We start from the raw sequence: 19213 nt of genomic DNA, 5'->3' as shown, positions 1-19213 counted from the left end.
GTGCGAGTGGTCTGGCCGCTGATCGCCGCACTCTGCGTGTCCGGCTGCACCGCGGCACCTCAACCGCCGGACTTCCGCGGCTACTTCGCGGACAACAACGCCGCCGCGGCCGCCGGTCCGCAGGCGCAGCAGGACTTCTTCCGCCGCACGCAGCACCCCGATTTCACCGACAGCACGTGCGAACTCGGCGATCTCACCGTCCGGCTGGACCCCGCCTGGAGCACGCTGCGGCCCGATCCCGGGTTCGCCACCGACGGCGTGGTCCCGCGCGGCGAGATCTGGGCGATCGGCGTCGAGGTCACCACCCGCGAGAACGGCAGCGCCACCGGTCATCAAATCGGGTCACAACACCTCGTGGTCCTCGACGGACGGACGTTCGCGTTCGCACCCTGTCCTCAATAATGGAAGAACTGCCCGGCACGTCCCGAAAGACGCGCCGTGCGGCCAAGATCACCTCGGTACGGTTGCAGGGTGGTGATGCGAACCCGACACTGGCCTGCTCGTCCGTGCGGGTGGGTCCGAACCGATTCGCTTCCACACCAGGGCCTCCGACCGGTACACACCTAGGAGCCGAGACTCGGTCTCCGCTCGCCGACAGCTTCACCCGATCGCGCGAATCGAGACGTGGGGCGAGTCCAACGGCATGATCGTTTGCGTCAAACCGATGACAGCGCGGACGGGAGGTGGTCGACGTGATCCGCAACGGGTTCGCCGGGCAAGACCCGCACTCCGGCAGCGGCGAGGTGCCGCAACCGCCCACGCCCCGCAGCCGTGAGGAAGTGGCCAGCGGCACGGGCATGGCGGAGCTGCACGAGTCCATCGCGCGGCTGCTGGCCTCCCGCGGCCAGTGGCGTCAGGCGTACCACCACCTGCGCTCAGCGCTGGACATGATGTCCTCGGACAAGCCGGCCGTGCCCGAGCAGCTGCGCAGCGAGGTCGAGGTGCTGCGCAGGGAGCACGCCAAGGCCCGCGAGGAGAGCCTCCGGGACAGCCTCACCGCCAGCTACAACCGCCGGTACCTCGACGAGCGGCTCGCGGACCTGGTCGCGGAGAACGCCATGACCGGTGAGGGCCTGGCCGTGGCCCTGATCGACCTGGACTGGTTCAAGCTCGTCAACGACACCTACGGCCACCTGTTCGGGGACCGGGTGCTGCAGCGCGTGGTCGACCTGCTGCAGGAAGCGCTGCCGGACGGGGCGTTCTGCGCCCGCTACGGCGGCGAGGAGTTCGTGCTCGTGCTCCCGCACATCCTGCCCAACTCCGCGGTGCAGGTGTGCGAAGCGGCCCGGCAGCGGGTCGAGCACTTCCGATGGGAGACCATGGCCCGAGGGCTCGGCGTGACGATCAGCATCGGCGTCGCGCACCTGCAGGGCGCAGGCGGACCCGTGTCGGGCGAGCAGCAGCTGATCTCGGCCGACGCGCTGCTGTACGCGGCCAAGCGGGCCGGCCGGAACGCCGTCGCGTACCGCAAGGGCGCGGAGGTCCGGTTGGCCGGGGCAGCGGCGGAGCGCGTCACCGAACCCGGAAGACGGGCCGCCGGCTACTGATCGCAACTGAACGAGAGCACAGGGTGTATTCAATTTCCGCGCGTACCGGTCATCTGGCTTAGCACGGCTAGTCGCAACAGACGAGCCGCGCGGTAGGATCGTGCACTGATTGTGAAGAAATTGTCGGCGCTATCGTCAGTTCGGGCGATCAGCCGTACTATCTTCGAGGCGCCACGCGATACATGTCGGGGAGTATCGAGCGCGTCAGACCGATTCGCAGAACGATGACTGAGGCAGGTTGGGAGGGAACACGCGTGCCGCAAGACCCCCGGCATGGCGACTTCGGGCACCGGCGTACCCGCCCCGACGAGGACGCCGATGCCAACGGTTCGGCAAGTGGTTCCGGACGTCGCCGACGAGCGCTGTCCGAGGACGGCACCGGTGGCACCCGAGTGATCGACCTGCTGTCCAAGCACGGCAAGGGCCCGAACACCTCAGGCCACCGCCGCGCCGCTGAGCCGCAGCAGCCCTCGGCACCGCAATCCCCGCAGAAACCTCCGCAGACCGGCCCGCGCAGGGCCGCTCCGCCGGCACCGCCGGAACCGCCGCAGGCCTGGACGTCCCCCGAACCGTCCGGCCGCCGCCCCCGGCAGGCACCGCCGAGCCGCCCGATGCCCACGCCACCGGCTCCGCCGAACAACCCGGCGCCCCCGGCGGGCTGGACCCCGCCCGGCACCGGCCCCCGCCCGACCCAGCAGCCCCCGGCCCGGCCCGTGTCACCGCCGTCCGGGCGCAACCAGCGCCCGACGCCGCCGCCCGCCGCTCCGGGCACCGCCGCCGCGTTCGCCGGTGGCGCCGCCGCCCGGCCCGCCCGGCGCAACCCCGAGCCGCCCGGCGAGGAGGCGACCCGGATCAGCCAGGCGCTGGGCGCCGACACCCCGCAGCGGGTCTCACCCCCGTCGGGCCGCAACCCGCGCCCGAACCCGTCCCGCCCGCCGGCGGACATGGACGCCACCACCCAGCACCCGCGCGTGCCCGCCGCCCCGCGGCCGGAGCAGCCCGCGCGACCGGCCAAGCCCGCGGCCGCCGCACCGCAGCAGCCCGCCAAGCCCACTCCTCCGCCCGTCCAGCGGGCCGAGGAGACGGCGATCGTGGCGCCCGCCGACGGCTACTCCGAGCTCGACGAGTTCGACGACGAAGTGGAGGTCGGCGGCGAGGCCGTCGACGACGGCGGCGAGCGCCAGAACGACATCGAGCAGATCGACCTCACGCTCGCCCGGTTCTCCGCGGTGCACGACGAGATCGCCGCCGAGGAGGCCAAGCGCCGCAAGCGCTACGCGTGGCTGCCCGGCAACAAGAAGGAACCCGAGCTCGGCAGCGACATGCCGTTCGACTTCCACGACGATCGCGGCGGGGCGTCGCGGATGGAGTGGAAGAAGAAGCAGCGCAAGCGCCGCACGCACCTGATCGTGATGGCCGTGGCGGTCGCGGCGTCGCTCACCGTGTTCCTGTCGCTGGGCTTCGCCTGGGGCGCGACCACGCTGTTCGGGCCTCCCGCTGTGCTCGCGCTGGATCCGAACTCCTCCGACATCAAGGACGTCGCCGGGCAGGCGGGCGACCAGAACTTCCTGATGATCGGCTCCGACACGCGCGCGGGTGCCAGCGCCGCCGACGGCGTCGGTTCCGAGGCCGACGAACCCGGTGCGCGCTCCGACACCACGATGATCGCCCACATCCCGGCCGACCGGAGCCGCGTGGTGATGGTGTCCTTCCCGCGCGACCTGCAGGTGGACATGCCCGCCTGCCAGCGCTGGGACTCCGCCACCGGCAAGTACAGCAACGAGGTCGTCCCCGCCAAGAAGGGCGCGCGGCTCAACGAGGCCTACGCGGTCGGCGGCCCGCTGTGCACCACCAAGGTCATCCAGCAGGTCTCCGGACTGCGGATGGACAGCTTCCTGGGCATCGACTTCAACGGCTTCAAGTCCATGGTCGACGCGGTGCACGGCGTCGAGATCAGCACCGAGAAGCCCATCGTCGACGAGACGCTCGGCACGGTCATCCCCGAGGCCGGGCAGCACAACCTGACCGGCGACCAGGCCCTCACCTACGTCCGCGCGCGCCACGTCAAGGGCGACCCGACCTCGGACTACGGCCGCATGGAGCGTCAGCAGACGTTCCTGTCGTCGCTGCTGCGCAAGACCATGTCCAGCCAGGTCCTGCTGGACCCGCGCAAGCTCAGCGACTTCGTCAAGGCGGTCAGCGCCAACACCTTCGGCGACAACGTGGGCGCCGACCGGTTGATGGACCTCGGCCAGCAGCTGCAGGGCCTGGACCCGAACAAGGTCTCCTTCACGACGGTCCCGACCACCGGCTACGCCAACGACGAGGGCATGGAGGTCCTGCGGGAGGACGCGGCGAAGTCGCTGTTCCAGTCGATGATCGACGGTGCACCGATGACCACCGACGCCACGCCGCAGAAGGCCGCGCAGTCCACGCCGACCGGCGGCGAAGGCGGTAACTGAGAGAGGTCCGCCCGGCGCTGCACCGGCAGCCCGTCGACCTGCCACTCCCGGGCGGTCTCTCAACCGTTAACGCAAGACCCGGACACAGCCTCTGACCTGCGGTGATCGGCCAAGATCCGCTCGTCGATCACGACGATTTCACCTCCGGTTCACCACAGGTCATTCTGTCCGATTCCGCGGAGCAGTACGCTGGGTGACATGCGCGAGGTCTACCAGGAACAACTAGGCATGCTCACCGACGTTCTCGCCTCGATGTCGGCGATGGTCGGCACGGCGATGGAGCGCGCCACGAAGTCGCTTCTGGAGACCGATCTGAGCCTGGCCGAGCAGGTCATCGACGAGGACTCGCTGATCGACGAGTCGCGGTCCCGGGCCGAGGAGTACGCCTTCGGCCTGCTGGCGCTGCAGGCGCCGGTGGCGGGCGACCTGCGCAGCGTCATCGCCACCATCCACGCCGCCGAGGACATGGAGCGGATGGGCGACCTCGCCCTGCACGTCGCCAAGGCCGCCCGCCGCCGCCACCCGAACGCGGTGCTCCCGGCCGACGTGGCCGCCTACTTCGCCGAGATGGGCCGCATCGCCGTGAAGCTGGCGCACCAGGTCAGCACGGTGATCCGCACCCAGGACGTCGAGGCCGCGCGGCTGCTGGACGAGGTCGACGACGAGATGGACGACCTGCACCGGCACCTGTTCACGGTGCTGATGAGCCCCGACTGGGAGCACGGGGTCGCCACGGCCGTCGATGTCACGCTGCTGGGCCGCTTCTACGAGCGCTTCGCCGACCACGCGGTCGCGGTGGCACGCCGGGTCGAGTTCATCGTGACCGGAAAGATGCCTTCCCGTTGATCCGTTCCCGCTGGTCATCGGCGATCTCGTTCCGGAAGTATTAATAGTCGGTCTCAGCACTCGATGTTTGCGATCATCGTGTGCCATCCTCTTTCGAGTGAGATGCGACCGAACTCGTACCGATGAGGTGCTCGGTGGGTAAGAGTCCGACCGTGCACCGACGTCGCCTGGGAAGTGAACTGCGCCGGCTCCGCGAGATCGCCGGTCGCACGCACCGCGAGGTCGCCGCCCACCTGGACTGCTCGCAGGGCAAGATCAGCCAGATCGAGCTGGGCAGGGTGCCGGTGCGCACCTCCGACGTGCGGCTGATGGCCGAGTTCTACGGCGCAGGCGATCAGCTCGACTCGCTCATCGACCTGGCCCAGGACTCCAAGCAGCGCGGCTGGTGGCAGCAGTACCCGAGCACCGCGCAACGCCCCGGCCTGCAGACCTACCTGGGGCTGGAGACCTCGGCGAAGGCGGTCAGCTGCTTCGGCAGCGACCCGCTGCCCGAGCTCCTGCAGACCACCGACTACACGCGGGCCCTGCTGACCTCGGATTCGCAGGTGTTCACCGACGACGAGATCACCGAGCGCCTGAAGGTCGTGACCACCCGCCAGCAGCGCCTGCTCGGCGACCAGCCCCTGGAGCTGTGGGCGGTTCTCGACGAGTCGGCGCTGCGGCGCTGCGTGGGCGGCCCGGGCGTGATGCGGCAGCAGCTGGAGCACCTGGTGCTGCTGGGCTACCGCCGCAACGTCACCATCCAGGTCCTGCCGTTCAGCGTGGGCGGTCACCCGCTGATGGGCGACCGGGCAGCGGTGTTCTCCTTCACCGACGAAGCCGACCCCCAGGTCGTGCACCTCGGCGACTCTGCCAACTCGCGCTTCCTCGACAAGGCGGCGGACACGTCCGACTACCTCAAGGCCTTCGAGCAGGTCTGCACGAACGCCCTGAGCCCCAAGGACTCCAGCGCCTTCGTCTCCTCGGTAGCCGACGAACTCCCCACCTGACGGGGTCACGAAAAGCGGGGCCTCCCAAGGGAAGCCCCGCTCTTGTTGACTCAAACACCGTCAGGCAAGCGCCGAAGGCGTTTTCTCAGTACCCCACCTGAGCAACCCGCACCGCCGCGGGTTCTGACACGTCTTCTGGGGAGGACAGCCGTAGCGCCGCGTATCCGTTCATACTCAAGTCTCGGATCCCGGAGCCAGAAGGCGTGTCAGGTTCCGCTTCTGGCACCGCTGAGCAGGGATACCACTGAGTAGTTTTCAGTTGGACAGGAGCAAGATCAGCCGAAGCGGCCGGAGATGTAGTCCTCGGTGGCCTTCTGAGTCGGGTTGGAGAAGATCTTGCCCGTCTCGTCGATCTCCACCAGCTGGCCGGGCTCACCGACCGCGCGCAGGTTGAAGAACGCGGTCTGGTCGCTGACGCGCGCGGCCTGCTGCATGTTGTGGGTGACGATGACGATCGTGTAGTCCTGCTTGAGGTGCGAGATCAGGTCTTCGATCGCCAGGGTCGAGATCGGGTCGAGCGCGGAGCAGGGCTCGTCCATCAGCAGCACGTCGGGCCGCACCGCGATGGCGCGGGCGATGCACAGGCGCTGCTGCTGACCACCGGAGAGACCGCCGCCGGGCTTGTTGAGCCGGTCCTTGACCTCTTCCCACAGGTTCGCGCCGCGCAGCGCCTGCTCGGCGACCTCGTCGAGGTGCGACTTGTTCTTGTCGCCGGCGAGCTTGAGCCCGGCCACCACGTTGTCCCGGATGGACATGGTGGGGAACGGGTTGGCGCGCTGGAAGACCATGCCGATGGTCTTGCGGACCTGCACCGGGTCGACGTCGTTGGCGTAGACGTCCTCGCCGTCGAGCATCACCTTGCCCTCGACGCGGGCGCCCGGGATGACCTCGTGCATGCGGTTCAGCGACCGGAGCACGGTGGACTTCCCGCAACCGGAGGGACCGATGAACGCGGTGACGCTCCGGGCCGGGACCTGCAGGGTCACGTCCTGCACGGCGTGGAACTTGCCGTAGTGCAGGTTCAGGTCTTTGATGTCGAGACGCTTGGCCATATCGAATGTCCCTACTTGGTCTTGATCGCGAAGATCTTGGACAGACCCGTCGCGGCAAGGTTGATCAGCATGATGACGATCACGAGGGTCAGCGCCGCTCCCCACATCCGGTCCAGGCCGGCATCGGTTCCGGTGCTGCGCTCCATGAAGATGGTCAGCGGCAGCGACGCCATCTCCCCGTTGAAGAGATCGAAGTTGATCGCCGAGGAGTACCCGACCAGGATCAGCAGCGGTGCGGTCTCACCGAGCACGCGCGCCAGACCGAGCATGACGCCGGTGACGATGCCCGACAGGGCCGTGGGCAGCACGATCCGCACGATGGTCTTCCACTTGGGCAGGCCCAGCGCGTAGGCCGCCTCGCGCAGCTCGTTCGGCACGATCAGCAGCATCGTCTCGGTGACCCGGACGACGACCGGCAGCATCAGCAGCAGCAGGGCCAGCGCGACCGCGAAGCCGCTGCGGGTGAGGCCGAAGGTGGTGATCCACAGCGCGTAGATGAACAGCCCGGCCACGATCGAGGGCAGGCCGCTGAGGATGTCGACCATGAAGGTCGCGGTCTTGGCCAGCTTGGAGTTCTGCCCGTACTCGACCAGGTAGACGGCGACCATCACGCCCAGCGGGACCGCGATGACCAGGCATACCAGGCCTTCGAAGACCGTGCCGACCAGGGCGTGGTAGACACCGCCGCCGAAGTCGGTGGGCAGCAGGCCTTTGAAGGAGTGCGACCACCAGTCGGCGCTGAGGACGGGCCGGAGGCCGCGTTCCAGCAGCGTCCACAGGACCCACAGCAGCGGGATGACGGCGAGCGCGAACGACGCCACGAACAGGACGGTCGCCAGGTTGTCCTTGAACTTCCGGCCGAAGCCGATGCTCTGGAAGGCCGGCGCGGTTGCGAGCTGCTCCACGTCGGCAGCGTCGGTCCTCATGACTTCCCCTTAGCGCCGGCCGCACTCTCGATCCAGCGCGCGATCGCGTTGACTGCGAAGGTGATGATGAACAGCACCAGACCGGCCGAGATGTAGGCCCCGACCTGCAGGTTGTTGTTGAACTCCGCGGAGCCCAGGGCGATCTTGGAGGCGAAGGTCGCTCCGCTGTCGAAGATGCTGTACCCGGGCGGTGCGGCGGTCCAGCTCAGGATGATGGTCAGCGCCATCGTCTCGCCGAGCGCGCGGCCGAGGCCGAGCATCGAGCCGCCCACGAAGCCGTTGCGGCCGAAGGGCCACACGGTGGTCTTGATGACTTCCCAGCGGGTGGCGCCGAGCGCCAGCGCGCCCTCGATCTGGGAGTCCGGGGTGCGGGCGAAGACCTCGCGGGTCACGCCGGTGATCGTCGGGATGATCATCACGGCGAGCACGATCCCGGCGGTGAACACGTTCGCGCCGGAGTCGACCTGGGAGATGTTGCCCTGGCCGAAGATCGGGATCCAGCCGAGCGTTCCGTTCAGCCAGTTCGACACGGGCTTGAGGAACGGTCCGAGGACCAGGAAGCCCCACAGGCCGTACACGACCGAGGGCACGGCGGCCAGCAGGTCGACGATGTAGGCGAAGGGGCGTGCGAGCGTCTTCGGCGCGTAGCGCGTGAGGAACAGGGCGATCCCGCCGGACAGCGGCATCGCGATCACCAGCGCGACCACGGAGCTGGCCACGGTGATCCACGCGAGGTCGAAGATCCCGAAACTCATGTTGTTCGGGTCCTTGGTGTCCCATTCCCGGCTGAACAGGAAGTTCACCTGGTTCACCTGGAGGGCGGGGACGGCCCGGATGAGCAGGAAGATCGCGATCGCCGCGATCACCGCCACCACGAAGGCCCCGGACGCGGTGGCGAGCGAGGAGAACACCTTGTCGCCGACGCGGGATCGCTTGCCCGCTGTCGTCTGTGGAGCGGAAATGGGAGCCTCCGGTCCGGAACTGGGCGCCGAAGAGCCCCGCCGGTCACCGGTGGTGTCCGCGGGGCGCGTAACGGCTCTCGTTGAGTCGGTCACTGCTGTTTGCAGCCTCTCATCTTTGTCCGTTGGACCAGGGGCCCGCCCGAGGTGAGGGCGGGCCCGGTCACTCTCACGAGATGGCGTTGACGGCGTCCAAGACCTTGGTCTTGAAGCCTTCGGGGAGCTGGACGTAGCCGGACTTCTCCAGCTGCTCCGGGTTGGCGTTGGCGGCGACGGTCAGGAACGCCTTGACGGCCTTGGCGGTCTCCGGGTCGTAGCCCTTCGAGCAGACGATCTCGTAGGTGTTCAGCACGATCGGGTAGACGCCCGCGGACTTGTTGCCGTAGATCGAGTCGAGGTCGACGCGCAGGTCGTGGCCCTGACCCTCGATCTTGGCGCCCTCGATGGCCTTGCCGACGTTGGCGGTGTTGAGCTCCACCGGGCCCGCGCCGCTGTCGATCTTGGCGATGCCGAGGCCGAGGTTCTTCGGGAAGGACCACTCGACGTAGGTGAAGCCGCCCTCGGTGGCCTTGACCGACTGCGCGACCTGGTCGGAGCCGTCGCGGCCCTGGCCGACGCCGGGCCCGCCCTGGAAGGTCTTGCCCTCACCGGCGAACGCGCCGCCGGTGGCGGTCTTGAGGTACTTCTGGAAGTTCTCGGTGGTGCCGGACTCGTCCGAGCGGAAGAACGGCACGATGTCGATCGACGGCAGCTGAGCGTTGGGGTTCAGCGCCTTGACCGCCGGGTCGTCCCACTTCTTGATCTCACCCTTGAAGATCTTGCTGATCACGTCGGGGTTGAGGGTCAGGTCGGAGACGCCGGGGATGTTGTAGGACATCGCGACCGGGCCGAAGACCATCGGCAGGTTCCAGGCCGGGTTGCCCTGGCAGCGCTCGGCGGCCTTGGCCACCTCGCCCTTCTCCTCCTTGAGCGGGGAGTCGGAGCCACCGAAGTCGATCTGGCCGGCGGTGAAGGCCGCCACGCCCTTGCCGGAACCGGACTTGGTGTAGTTCACCGTCTGGTTCGGGCACTTGAGGCCGTAGTCCCGCGCGAACACGTCGACCGCGTTCTTCTGCGCCGAGGAGCCCTCTCCGGAGATGGGCTTCGTGCCGCACTCGACCTGCAGGCCGTCGAGCGCCGGGTTTCCGCCGCCTTGCGGGACGTTCTGGTCCGAGCCGCAGCCGGCGAGCACGAGCGCACCCGCGGCGAAGACGGCCAACGCAGCACTGTGCCGCTTGATTCTCACTTCGTTCCTCCACCCAAGGGGACACTTGCGGGGCGCGGCTGAGCCGCGCAGGCCCGTGCTTCTTGCCGCTGGGACTGACGCTAAGCAGCGTGGGTGGACGCCCCTCGCCATCCAAATGAACGCGAAGTGAACAAGGCACGCTAAGTAAGCAGGGCCACACACCAATGGCTGAGAGGGAGGTGGATCTTCCGGTCCTGGCGTGACTCAGAGCATTCTCGGGTCAGCGCCCGAATTGAACGTCGCTGTCCAGCTTCGCGAAGCCCAACCGCTGGTAGACCTTCACGGCCGGGACGTTGTCGGCCTCGACGTAGAGGATCACGCGGCTACGCCCGGTGTCTCGAAGGTGACGCAAACCGACCACGGTCAGTGACTTCCCCAGGCCACCGCCCTGCGCGTGCGGATCGACGCCGACGACGTAGACCTCGCCGGTGCCGTCGGGGTGCACCTTCGTCCAGTGGAAGCCGAGCAGCGCGCCCGAGTCGTCTTCCGCCAGGAAGAAGCCCTCCGGGTCGAACCAGTCCTCCTGCTCCTTGGCCCGCACGTCCTGCTCGGTCATGTCGCCCTGCTCGGGGTGCCAGGCGAACGCGCGGTGGTTGACCCGCACGACCTCGGCCTCGTCCTCGCCCGGCCGGAAGGTGCGGAGCGCGACGCCCTCGGGCGGCTGCGCCTCCGGCAGCTCGGCCCCGGCCAGGTCACGACCCATCCGCCACAGCTCGCGGGGGCGGTGGAAGCCGTAGCGCTCGGACATCCGCAGCGCGCCCGGGTGCTCGCCGTGCGACCAGATCCGCAGCCTGCCGGTGTCCGAGCTCGGGTCGGTGCCCAGCTCGGCGCGCTCCAGCAGCGCTTCGACGAGCCGGGTGCCCGCGCCCAGGCGGCGGCGCTCCGGGTGAACGGCGAGCTCGGCGACCAGCTGGCCGGCGCCGGACTCGTGCTCGGTGTCCAGGTGCGCGTACCCGGCGAGCGCCCCGCCGGAATCGCGGACGATGAAGTGCTCGGAGCGGACGTCGGCCTGCACCGGTTCGATCTGGTGGACGACGTCGCGGTGGGCCTTGAGCCGCAAGATCACGTGCTCACCGACCGGGGCGACACCGTCGGCCTTCTCCGTCTCGTCGAGCAGGGCCATCACTTCGGCCGTCTCGCTGTCGTTCAGTCCGTTGCGCCAAGTCAGCTGCACGCCCACGACCCTACCCACGCGCACGCGCCGAAGCTCCCGGCCCAGAACGCTCGGGACTCCGCCGGAGACATCTCCGCAACAAGGGCTCCCGCCGCACCACTTCCCAGTTTTAAAACCGGGCTGCTCCCGCAACCGCTCCGCCGGACCCGCGGTGATGCCGAGTCGCGGTCAGGTGGTGATGTCGTGTCGCGGTCAGGCGTTGATGCGGAAGTCGGCCGGGGTCTCGCGGGACTCCGTCGCCGCGGCGTCGGCGGCGACCTCGGCCGCGAGCGGGGAGGGCGTCGAGGCGCCACCGCGGTTCGGGCGGACGAACTTGTAGCCCACGTTGCGCACGGTGCCGATCATCGAGTCGTGCTCGGGGCCGAGCTTGGCGCGCAGCCGCCGGACGTGCACGTCCACGGTCCGGGTGCCGCCGAAGAAGTCGTAGCCCCAGACCTCCTGCAGCAGCTGAGCCCGCGTGAACACCCGGCCCTCGTGCCCGGCCAGGTACTTCAGCAGCTCGAACTCCTTGTAGGTCAGTTCGAGGGCGCGGCCGCGGAGCCGCGCGGTGTAGGTCGCTTCCTCGATGACCAGGTCACCGACGCTCAGCAAGCCCTCGCCACCGGCGGAGGCGTTGTTGTGGCGGGCGACGAGCAAGCGCAACCGGGCGTCGACCTCGGCCGGGCCGGTAGTCGGGAGCAGGATGTCGTCGACACCCCACTCGGAGTTGACGGTCACCAGACCGCCCTCGTTGACCAGGGCGATCAGCGGGGCGTCACCGGCGGCCAGCAGGCGGCACAGGTCTCGCGCACCGGCGAGGTCGGAGCGGGCGTCGACGATCACGACGTCGTGGGCACCGCCGGACAGTATGGCACCGGGATCGGCGGGCAGGACCCGGACGCGGTGCGGCAGCAGGGCCAGCGAGGGCAGGACCGCATCGCAATCCGATTCGCTGGTCAGCAGGAGCAATTCGGAGCTCATGGGGGGCCTCCATCTCCAGGCGAGAACGACCGGCGGTCATGGACGTGGTGGTCCGATGACTCGGCGTCGTTGCCTGTGGATGCCTAGGAGAATAACCGACATGCGGTGGAAAAACCCAGGTCCAACCGAGGGCGTCACATTTGTGAACGGAGCGGGACGCCGTGTTTCCGGAGTGTTTCGGGACCGTTCCGTCACGTTGCGCGCAGAAGACGGGACGCGGCTGCGCGGCGTGCTGCACCCCGGCCCGGGACTGCCCGCGCCCATGGGATTCGTGGTGGGGCACGGCTTCACCAACCACGTCCGCAAACCCGCCGTCCGCGAGGTCCTGGCGCGGCTGTCCGCGCACGGGCCGGTGCTGGCGACGGACTTCCGCGGCCACGGCCGCTCCGGCGGCCGGACCACCGTCGGGCCGAACGAGGCGATGGACATCGACGTCGCCGTCGCGCACCTGCGCGCGATCGGGTGCGCGCGCGTGGTCACCGTCGGGTTCTCGCTGGGCGGCTCGGTCGTGCTGCGGCAGGCCGCGCTGGGGACGCCGCCGGACGCCGTGATCTCGGTGAGCAGCCCGGCCCGCTGGTTCGTGCGCGACACACCCGCGATGCGCAGGGTGCACTGGCTGCTCGAACAACCCCACGGCCGGCTGAGCGCGCGCCTGCTGGGCGTGCGGCTGGCCGGCCCGTGGCCCCGCGTCCCGATCTCCCCGATCGAGCTCGCCACCCGCATCGACGTGCCGCAGCTGATCGTCCACGGTGCCGAGGATCACTACTTCCCACCGGGCGACGCGCTCGCCCTCAGCGAGGCGGGAGGCGGTGAGTTCTGGCTGGTCGAAGGGATGCGGCACGCGGAGAGCTCCACCACTCCGGAGCTGGTGGATCAGATCGCGGCCTGGGCTCTCGATACAGTGGGGCCACCCGATCGCGCCCGGTCGGGCCCCCGGCGCCCCGACAGAACGGACCGCTCGGAGTGAAGAAGCTCGCGATCACCCTCGTCATCCTCATCGGCCTCCTGGTCGCCGCCGACTTCGGCACGGCCGCGATCGCCGAGTACCAGGTGTCGAAGAAGGTGGCCCAGCAGCTCAAGCTGCAGGAGCAGCCCGAAGTCTCGATCAACGGGTTCCCGTTCCTGACCCAGGTCGCGGCGGGCAACTACCGCGACGTGCAGCTGGTGGCGAACTCGGTGCCGGTCGAGCCCTTCAACGAGGTCGACATCGAAGCCGACCTGCACGGCGCCAAGGTCTCGACCTCGCAGGTCATCGCGGGCACGGCCCAGGAGCTGACGGTCGATCAGCTGGTCGGCCGGGTGAAGCTGAAGGCCTCCGACGTCGCGCGGCTGATCGGGATTCAGGACCTCACGATCGAGCCGGCCGCCCCGAACGCCCTCGCCGACGACGACGGCAACATCAGCGAGTCCGACAAGCGGCTGGCCGAGGGCGGCGACGACCAGCGCGCGCCGGTGCAGCTCGACGGCACGGTCAACATCGCGGGCTCGGAGAACAAGGTCCGCGTGATCGCGGTGCTGTCGCTGGTCAACGGCAAGATGGAGATCGAGCCGCGCAAGCTGGAGCTGAACAACAGCGCGCTGGGCCCGATCGACCTGCCGCCCATCTTCGAGCAGTCGGTGCTCAAGCAGTTCAACACCACCCTCGACCCCGGGATGCTGCCCTTCGAGGTGCAGCCCACGGCGGTGCGCGCCGAGCGCGGCGCGCTGGTCGTCGAGGGCACCGCCGAGAACGTGACGATCAGCGGCAACGGGGTGACCACGGGATGAGCCCGGGTGTGATCGCGCTGCTCATCGCGGTGCCGGTGGCGCTGGTGTTCGGGCTGGTGTGGCAGTCGAGGCAGGGCAAGGTGCGCCGAGGAGGAGGTGAGGAGATCGTGACCGACCACTTCCCCGACGGGCTCAGGCAGCGGCTCGCCGACGCCCCGGACCCGGAGGCGAAGGTGACGTTGCTGCAGCTGTCGACCACGTTCTGCCAGCCGTGCAGGCACGCCCGGATCCTGCTCGCCGACTTCGCGGGCAAGACCGACGACGTCCGCCACGTGGAGGTCGACCTCACCGACCACCCCGAGTGGTCGACGCCGCTGCGGGTCCACAGCACCCCGACGACGCTGGTCCTGGACAGCGCGGGCCGCGAGCTCTTCCGCGTCGGCGGCGTCCCGCGCCCGCAGGCGCTGTCCGAGGCGATCCAGCCGCACCTGTGACGCATCAGGTCGTCGGCCGGTCCGGTGGTGGGGGAAGTTTTCATGAGAACTTCCCCACCCCCACATCCGTCCCACTGTATGAACATTCTTCCCGGCGATCGGTCGGTCCGGGTAACCTCCCAGGCGTGCATGTACTGCTGACCCGAAGGCGCGCGGTTGATCTCTGCCGCGTGGGTAGCAGCCTGTGTTGAAGGCACTGACCGGGCGGTAGTACGCGCTCACAGCACGGCCTCGTCATGCCCTCATGACTCTCGCCGGCGCGCGCTCCACCGCCTGACGGACTCGGCAGACCCAGTCCACATCGTCAGGAGGCCTTCCAAGATGTCAGTCACGACGCTCGATCCACGTGGGGTCAGGTTCACAGCGGCGATCACCAGCGTGATCCTCGCGCTCGGCCTGGTCACCACGAGCTGGCGTGTCATGGCGGCCCAGATGGTTCTGTTCGGTCTGTGCGCGTTCATCGGAATGCAGCTCAACCCGTGGGGCGCGCTGTACCGGAGCACCGTGCAGCCCAAGCTGGCGCCGGTCGCACCGGAAGAGCGCGAAGACCCCGCACCCGTTCGCTTCTCGCAGGGAGTCGGCTTCGTCTTCACCCTCGTGGCCATGATCGGCTACGCGGCGGACCTGACCGCTCTCGGCGTCGTGGCGAACGCGTTAGCCCTGGTGGCGGCACTGCTCAACGCGGTGTTCGGCTACTGCCTCGGCTGCCAGATGTACCTGGTGCTCCGCCGGTTCGCACCGGCCGGGGCGTCCACGACAGACTGACCCGTTTCGAAGATCAACGAAGGAGTCGCTCGATGAGCCGCGCAGAGGTCCTGGTCTCCACCGAGTGGGCCGAAGAGAACCTGAACACCGCCGGAGTGGTGTTCGCCGAGGTGGACGAGGACACCACCGCTTACGACGGCGGCCACATCCCTGGCGCCATCAAGCTGGACTGGAAGCACGACCTGCAGGACCAGGTCCGCCGTGACTTCGTCGACCGCGAGGGCTTCGAGAAGCTGCTGTCGGCCAAGGGCATCAGCAACGACGACACCGTGGTGCTCTACGGCGGCAACAACAACTGGTTCGCCGCCTACGCCTACTGGTACTTCAAGCTCTACGGGCACGGCGACGTCAAGCTGGTCGACGGTGGCCGCAAGAAGTGGGAGCTCGACGGTCGCGAGCTGACCAAGGACGAGCCGAACAAGGCCGCCACCACCTACAAGGCCCAGGAGCCGGACACCTCGATCCGCGCCTTCCGGGACGAGGTCGTGGACGCCATCGGCACGAAGAACCTGGTCGACGTGCGGTCCCCCGACGAGTTCTCCGGCAAGCTGCTGGCCCCGGCGCACCTGCCGCAGGAAGCCGCGCAGCGCGGCGGCCACATCCCCAGCGCGATCAACGTGCCGTGGAGCAAGGCCGCGAACGAGGACGGCACCTTCCGCTCCGACGAGGAGCTCAAGGAGATCTACGGCGAGGCCGGGCTGGACACCAGCAAGGACACCATCGCCTACTGCCGCATCGGCGAGCGTTCCTCGCACACCTGGTTCGTGCTGCGCGAACTGCTGGGCAACAAGAACGTCAAGAACTACGACGGCTCCTGGACGGAGTACGGCTCGCTGATCGGCGTGCCGATCGAGAACCCGTCCGAGGCCTGACAGCCGGAAACACCGAGCAAGGAGTTTGTGACATGAGTGGATGCGGAGCGCCGCAGCAGTCGGCAACCGCGGTCGACGAGGCCACCGACCAGGTCGTGGTGTCCGGCAAGGTCCGGTCCGGGGACTCGCCCGTCGGCGGGGCTTTCGTCCGCCTGCTGGACTCCTCCGGTGAGTTCACCGCCGAGGTCGTCACCTCCGACGAGGGCGACTTCCGGTTCTACGCCGCTCCGGGTGACTGGACCGTCCGCGCGCTGCACCGCAGCGGCAAGGGCGAGTCCCAGGTCTCCCCGGCGGGCACCGGCGTTCACCCGGTGGACATCGCCGTCGCCTGATCAGCGCGTTTCGAAGGGCCGGCACCTCTCGGGGTGCCGGCCCTTCGCCGTCCCGACGAACCGTCAGCACGACCCCGACCGCTCCCACCCGCACCCGGCCGAGTGGCGATCCCAATTTCGCGCGAAATTGAAGTCCCGCACAGAGCGTCCCAATTTCGCGCGAAATTGGGATTCCCGACGCGCGGGCAGGTGGTCTCGCCCGGGGTCAGACCTTGCGGGAGCGGAGCAGGGCGAAGGCCCGCTCGTCGCGATCCGGGGTCCGGGGGTCCGAATCCTCCTGGCAACCGACCGTGGTGAAGTCGACGACCTCCCAGCCGGTGCGGTCGAAGATGCGACGGAGCCCGGTCTCGCTGAAGATCCAGAAGTTCGTCGCGTCGTTGTTCGCCTCGGCCGGGTCCAGCAGGTACGCGACGGGCTGGTCGGCGATGCGGGTGCCGTCCGGCGCGACCTGCGCGATGCGCGTCGAGACGAAGCACAGCTCAGCGCGCTCGGCCAGCCTCTCCAGCACCAGGAACGGGTTCTTCAGGTGGTAGAGCAACCCGAGGAAGAACACCGCGCCGTAGCGCTCGGCCGGCATCCGGAACTGCGCGTCGAGGTCAATCTCGTGCACCTGCGCGCGTGAGGGCAGCTCTTCGACGAGGCGCCGGGCGCCGCGCAGGCCGTTGAAGTTGGTGGGCGGGTTGTCGATCAGGTCGACCTCGCAGCCCAGCTCGTCCTCCAGGAAGAACCCGAAGTCGCCGTCCGCGGCGCCGATGTCGGCGATGCGGGTGCCCGCGATGCCGTCGAACACCTGCCGCTGCGGGCCGCTGAGCAGGGCGTCCAGGTGGAAGATGTTGGCCATCGTGTCGTACGGGTACCAACCGAAGTCGGCCGGCGCGATCTTGTCCTTGCGAGCCAGCAGCTGCTCGCGGTAGGCCAGCGCGCGCTCGCGCAGCGTCTCGAAGTCCATTGTGATCCTCGTCCCGGCTCTGACGTTCGTGGTGTTCAGCGGCCTGTCCGCGCCGCTCACCACGCAGATCATGCCGCACGCCACAGTCCACCGGGGCGTTGCGGTGGTTATCCTTGCCCGCGTGGAACTCCTCGACTTTCTGCACTACGGCCTCGTCACCCTCGTCGGACTCGCTGCGGTCGCGACCGTCTGGTTCGCCTTCTACGTGGTGTACCGCCTGTACAACGACTGATCACGGCCTCGTTGTAGCCTCGAAGCGATGACTGCAACGCCGAACGACCCGCAGCCCGGCAGCGGCGACGCCGCAGTAGCCGCGGCGGCGGAACGCGCCAAGACCACCCGGGACATCAACGTCCCGGATTTCGACGATCTCCCCGGCGAGGGCGACACCGCGAACCTGCGGGAAGGCCCCTCGCTGGATGACGCCTGCCTGTCGCTGCTGCCGCTGGTCGGCGTGTGGCGCGGCGAGGGCGAGGCCTCGCACCCGTCGATGGAGGAGACCTACCGGTTCTTCCAGCAGGTGACGATCTCCCACGACGGCCGCCCGTTCCTGATCTACTCCAGCCGCGCGTGGCGGCTGGACGGCGAGGGCGGCAACGTCGTCGGTCCCGAGTTCCGCGAGCAGGGCTTCCTGCGCCCGCAGCCGGACGACACGATCGAGCTGATGCTGATGCACTCGACCGGCGTCACCGAGCTGTTCATCGGGCAGCCGCGCAACACCACGACCTGGGAGTTCGGCACCGACGCCGTGCTGCGCACCCCGACCGGCGAGGACGTCACCGCCGCCAGCCGCCTCTACGGCGTGGTCGACGGAGCCCTCGCCTACGTCGAGGAGCGCGCGACCTCGGAACACGAACTCCAACCCCGCCTCTCGGCCAAGCTCGACCGAGTCGCGGGCTGAGCCCCCAGCAACCGGCACCCAAGTGCGCGGGGACTCAATTTCTTAAGTATTTGACCTTCACCCGGGTGACGTTCAAATACTTAAGAAATTGAGTCCCCGCTGGCATTGGTGCGGGTCTTGGGCTCAGGGGTGGTAGTTCGACTCGTAGAGGTCGACGATCTCGGTGTGCAGGGAGTCGTCCGCCTTGACCGGTGTCCCGTCGATCGCCCGCACCTGGGTGATCCGGCGGATGCTGGAGGCCAGCCAGACCCCGTCGGACTCGAACAGCGCCGAGGTCGGGAAGTCGACGACCTCGGTCTCCCAGCCGGCCCGCTCGGCAGCGCGGAACAGCGCGCCCTGGGTGGTGCCGGGCAGGACTCCGGACGCGGGCGGCGTGGTCAGCAGCTTCCGGCCCTGCGCGAGCACGACCGTCGAGGTCGGGCCTTCGAGCACCGTGCCGTCCTCGGCGGTGAAGACGACCTCGTCGGCACCGCGCGATTCGGCCTCGCGGAGCGCCGCCATGTTCACCGCGTACGACAGCGTCTTGGCCGACAGCAGCAGCCACGGGGCGCGCTCCATCAGGCCCGGCGAGTAGCCGCGGTCGAGGGTGACGACGTCGACCCCGCTGTCGCGCTTGCGCTTGGTCTCCGGACCGACGTCCATGCCCATCGCGAAGCCGTGCGGTGTGCCGTCGCCGCCGTCGATGCCCCTGGTGCAGACGAACTTGAGCCCCATCTCCGGCTCGGACTCCCACGGCCACGCGTCGATGACGGCCTGACCCGCGCGCTCCCACGCCTCGCGGTCCGGCAGCTCCATCTGCATCAGCCGCGCCGACCGCTCCATCCGGTCGAGGTGCGGGCCGAGCTCGCGCGGCTTCCGGTCGACCACCAGGATCGTCTCGAAGCAGCCGTCGCCACGCATCACGCCGAGGTCGTCGGCGCGGAACAGCGGGGCTTCGGGGTCGGCCAGGGTCCCGTCCAAAAGTGCCAGTACGCGCATGCCGGAAGGGTAGAG

21 protein-coding genes are annotated in these 19213 nt (G+C 68.9%); 13 read left to right on the top strand and 8 right to left on the bottom strand.

Going from position 1 to position 19213, the window contains the following annotated elements:
- From ACYVF3_RS07060 to ACYVF3_RS07040, 5 genes are all read left to right on the top strand, one after another.
- Positions 1–402 carry a hypothetical protein gene (locus ACYVF3_RS07060; protein ID WP_461153376.1) on the top strand — a complete coding sequence of 134 codons (402 nt, stop codon included), beginning with the start codon at positions 1–3 and terminating at the stop codon, positions 400–402.
- A gap of 290 nt (positions 403–692) precedes the next feature.
- Positions 693–1547: a GGDEF domain-containing protein gene (locus ACYVF3_RS07055; protein ID WP_461153375.1), complete on the top strand. Its 855-nt coding sequence runs from the start codon at positions 693–695 to the stop codon at positions 1545–1547.
- Between the two features lie 254 nt (positions 1548–1801).
- Entirely contained in the window at positions 1802–4009 is a 2208-nt protein-coding gene (locus ACYVF3_RS07050) for an LCP family protein (protein ID WP_461153374.1), read from the top strand.
- A 198-nt stretch (positions 4010–4207) separates the two neighbouring features.
- Entirely contained in the window at positions 4208–4855 is a 648-nt protein-coding gene (gene phoU, locus ACYVF3_RS07045; RefSeq protein ID WP_461153373.1) for a phosphate signaling complex protein PhoU, read from the top strand.
- A 134-nt stretch (positions 4856–4989) separates the two neighbouring features.
- Complete coding sequence (locus ACYVF3_RS07040; RefSeq protein ID WP_461153372.1) at positions 4990–5844, top strand: helix-turn-helix domain-containing protein; 855 nt, start codon at positions 4990–4992, stop codon at positions 5842–5844.
- A 275-nt stretch (positions 5845–6119) separates the two neighbouring features.
- On the opposite strand, the gene pstB is transcribed toward ACYVF3_RS07040, so the two are convergent.
- The 6 genes from pstB to ACYVF3_RS07010 all read right to left on the bottom strand — a co-directional run bounded on the left by pstB (position 6120) and on the right by ACYVF3_RS07010 (position 12200).
- Complete coding sequence (gene pstB / locus ACYVF3_RS07035) at positions 6120–6896, bottom strand: phosphate ABC transporter ATP-binding protein PstB (RefSeq protein ID WP_145741048.1); 777 nt, start codon at positions 6894–6896, stop codon at positions 6120–6122.
- An 11-nt stretch (positions 6897–6907) separates the two neighbouring features.
- Complete coding sequence (pstA, locus tag ACYVF3_RS07030; protein ID WP_461153371.1) at positions 6908–7822, bottom strand: phosphate ABC transporter permease PstA; 915 nt, start codon at positions 7820–7822, stop codon at positions 6908–6910.
- A complete protein-coding gene (pstC, locus tag ACYVF3_RS07025; protein ID WP_461153370.1) occupies positions 7819–8733 on the bottom strand; it encodes a phosphate ABC transporter permease subunit PstC in 915 nt (304 codons plus the stop codon). The genes pstA and pstC overlap by 4 nt, the downstream gene beginning before the upstream one ends.
- Before the next feature lie 217 nt (positions 8734–8950).
- On the bottom strand, positions 8951–10066 hold the full coding sequence (pstS, locus tag ACYVF3_RS07020; RefSeq protein WP_461153369.1) for a phosphate ABC transporter substrate-binding protein PstS: 1116 nt from the start codon (positions 10064–10066) through the stop codon (positions 8951–8953).
- A gap of 220 nt (positions 10067–10286) precedes the next feature.
- Positions 10287–11234: a mycothiol synthase gene (mshD, locus tag ACYVF3_RS07015; protein ID WP_461153821.1), complete on the bottom strand. Its 948-nt coding sequence runs from the start codon at positions 11232–11234 to the stop codon at positions 10287–10289.
- A gap of 198 nt (positions 11235–11432) precedes the next feature.
- The gene (locus ACYVF3_RS07010; protein ID WP_461153368.1) at positions 11433–12200 is read right to left on the bottom strand and encodes a winged helix-turn-helix transcriptional regulator; all 768 of its coding nucleotides are present in this window, start codon (positions 12198–12200) and stop codon (positions 11433–11435) included.
- Positions 12201–12396: 196 nt separating this feature from the next.
- Between ACYVF3_RS07010 and ACYVF3_RS07005 the strand changes: the two genes are divergently transcribed.
- The 6 genes from ACYVF3_RS07005 (at position 12397) to ACYVF3_RS06980 (ending at position 16370) form a co-directional block, all read left to right on the top strand.
- Entirely contained in the window at positions 12397–13167 is a 771-nt protein-coding gene (locus ACYVF3_RS07005; protein ID WP_461153367.1) for an alpha/beta hydrolase, read from the top strand.
- On the top strand, positions 13164–13967 hold the full coding sequence (locus ACYVF3_RS07000; RefSeq protein ID WP_461153366.1) for an LmeA family phospholipid-binding protein: 804 nt from the start codon (positions 13164–13166) through the stop codon (positions 13965–13967). The genes ACYVF3_RS07005 and ACYVF3_RS07000 overlap by 4 nt, the downstream gene beginning before the upstream one ends.
- A complete protein-coding gene (locus tag ACYVF3_RS06995; protein WP_461153365.1) occupies positions 13964–14401 on the top strand; it encodes a TlpA family protein disulfide reductase in 438 nt (145 codons plus the stop codon). The genes ACYVF3_RS07000 and ACYVF3_RS06995 overlap by 4 nt, the downstream gene beginning before the upstream one ends.
- Positions 14402–14722: 321 nt before the next feature.
- Positions 14723–15166, top strand: a complete 444-nt coding sequence (locus ACYVF3_RS06990; protein WP_461153364.1) for a DUF4395 domain-containing protein — start codon at positions 14723–14725, stop codon at positions 15164–15166.
- Positions 15167–15198: 32 nt separating this feature from the next.
- Positions 15199–16038: a sulfurtransferase gene (locus ACYVF3_RS06985; protein WP_461153363.1), complete on the top strand. Its 840-nt coding sequence runs from the start codon at positions 15199–15201 to the stop codon at positions 16036–16038.
- Between the two features lie 32 nt (positions 16039–16070).
- On the top strand, positions 16071–16370 hold the full coding sequence (locus ACYVF3_RS06980) for a DUF1416 domain-containing protein (RefSeq protein WP_145741026.1): 300 nt from the start codon (positions 16071–16073) through the stop codon (positions 16368–16370).
- Between the two features lie 205 nt (positions 16371–16575).
- On the opposite strand, the gene ACYVF3_RS06975 is transcribed toward ACYVF3_RS06980, so the two are convergent.
- Positions 16576–17319 (bottom strand): methyltransferase domain-containing protein, encoded by a 744-nt coding sequence (locus tag ACYVF3_RS06975; RefSeq protein WP_461153362.1) that lies wholly within the window; start codon positions 17317–17319, stop codon positions 16576–16578.
- Position 17320: 1 nt separating this feature from the next.
- Between ACYVF3_RS06975 and ACYVF3_RS06970 the strand changes: the two genes are divergently transcribed.
- Together ACYVF3_RS06970 and ACYVF3_RS06965 are read left to right on the top strand one after the other, a co-directional pair.
- Positions 17321–17551 (top strand): hypothetical protein, encoded by a 231-nt coding sequence (locus tag ACYVF3_RS06970; protein WP_461153361.1) that lies wholly within the window; start codon positions 17321–17323, stop codon positions 17549–17551.
- Between the two features lie 27 nt (positions 17552–17578).
- Positions 17579–18220, top strand: coding sequence for a heme-binding beta-barrel domain-containing protein (locus ACYVF3_RS06965; protein ID WP_461153360.1), 642 nt, complete (start codon positions 17579–17581; stop codon positions 18218–18220).
- Between the two features lie 123 nt (positions 18221–18343).
- Here ACYVF3_RS06965 and ACYVF3_RS06960 read toward each other — a convergent pair whose 3' ends face one another.
- Entirely contained in the window at positions 18344–19198 is an 855-nt protein-coding gene (locus ACYVF3_RS06960; RefSeq protein ID WP_461153359.1) for an aminodeoxychorismate lyase, read from the bottom strand.
- Positions 19199–19213: the final 15 nt, after the last annotated feature.

The organism is Saccharopolyspora tripterygii, from assembly GCF_054778355.1.
This window is presented reverse-complemented; position numbering and strand designations above follow the sequence as displayed.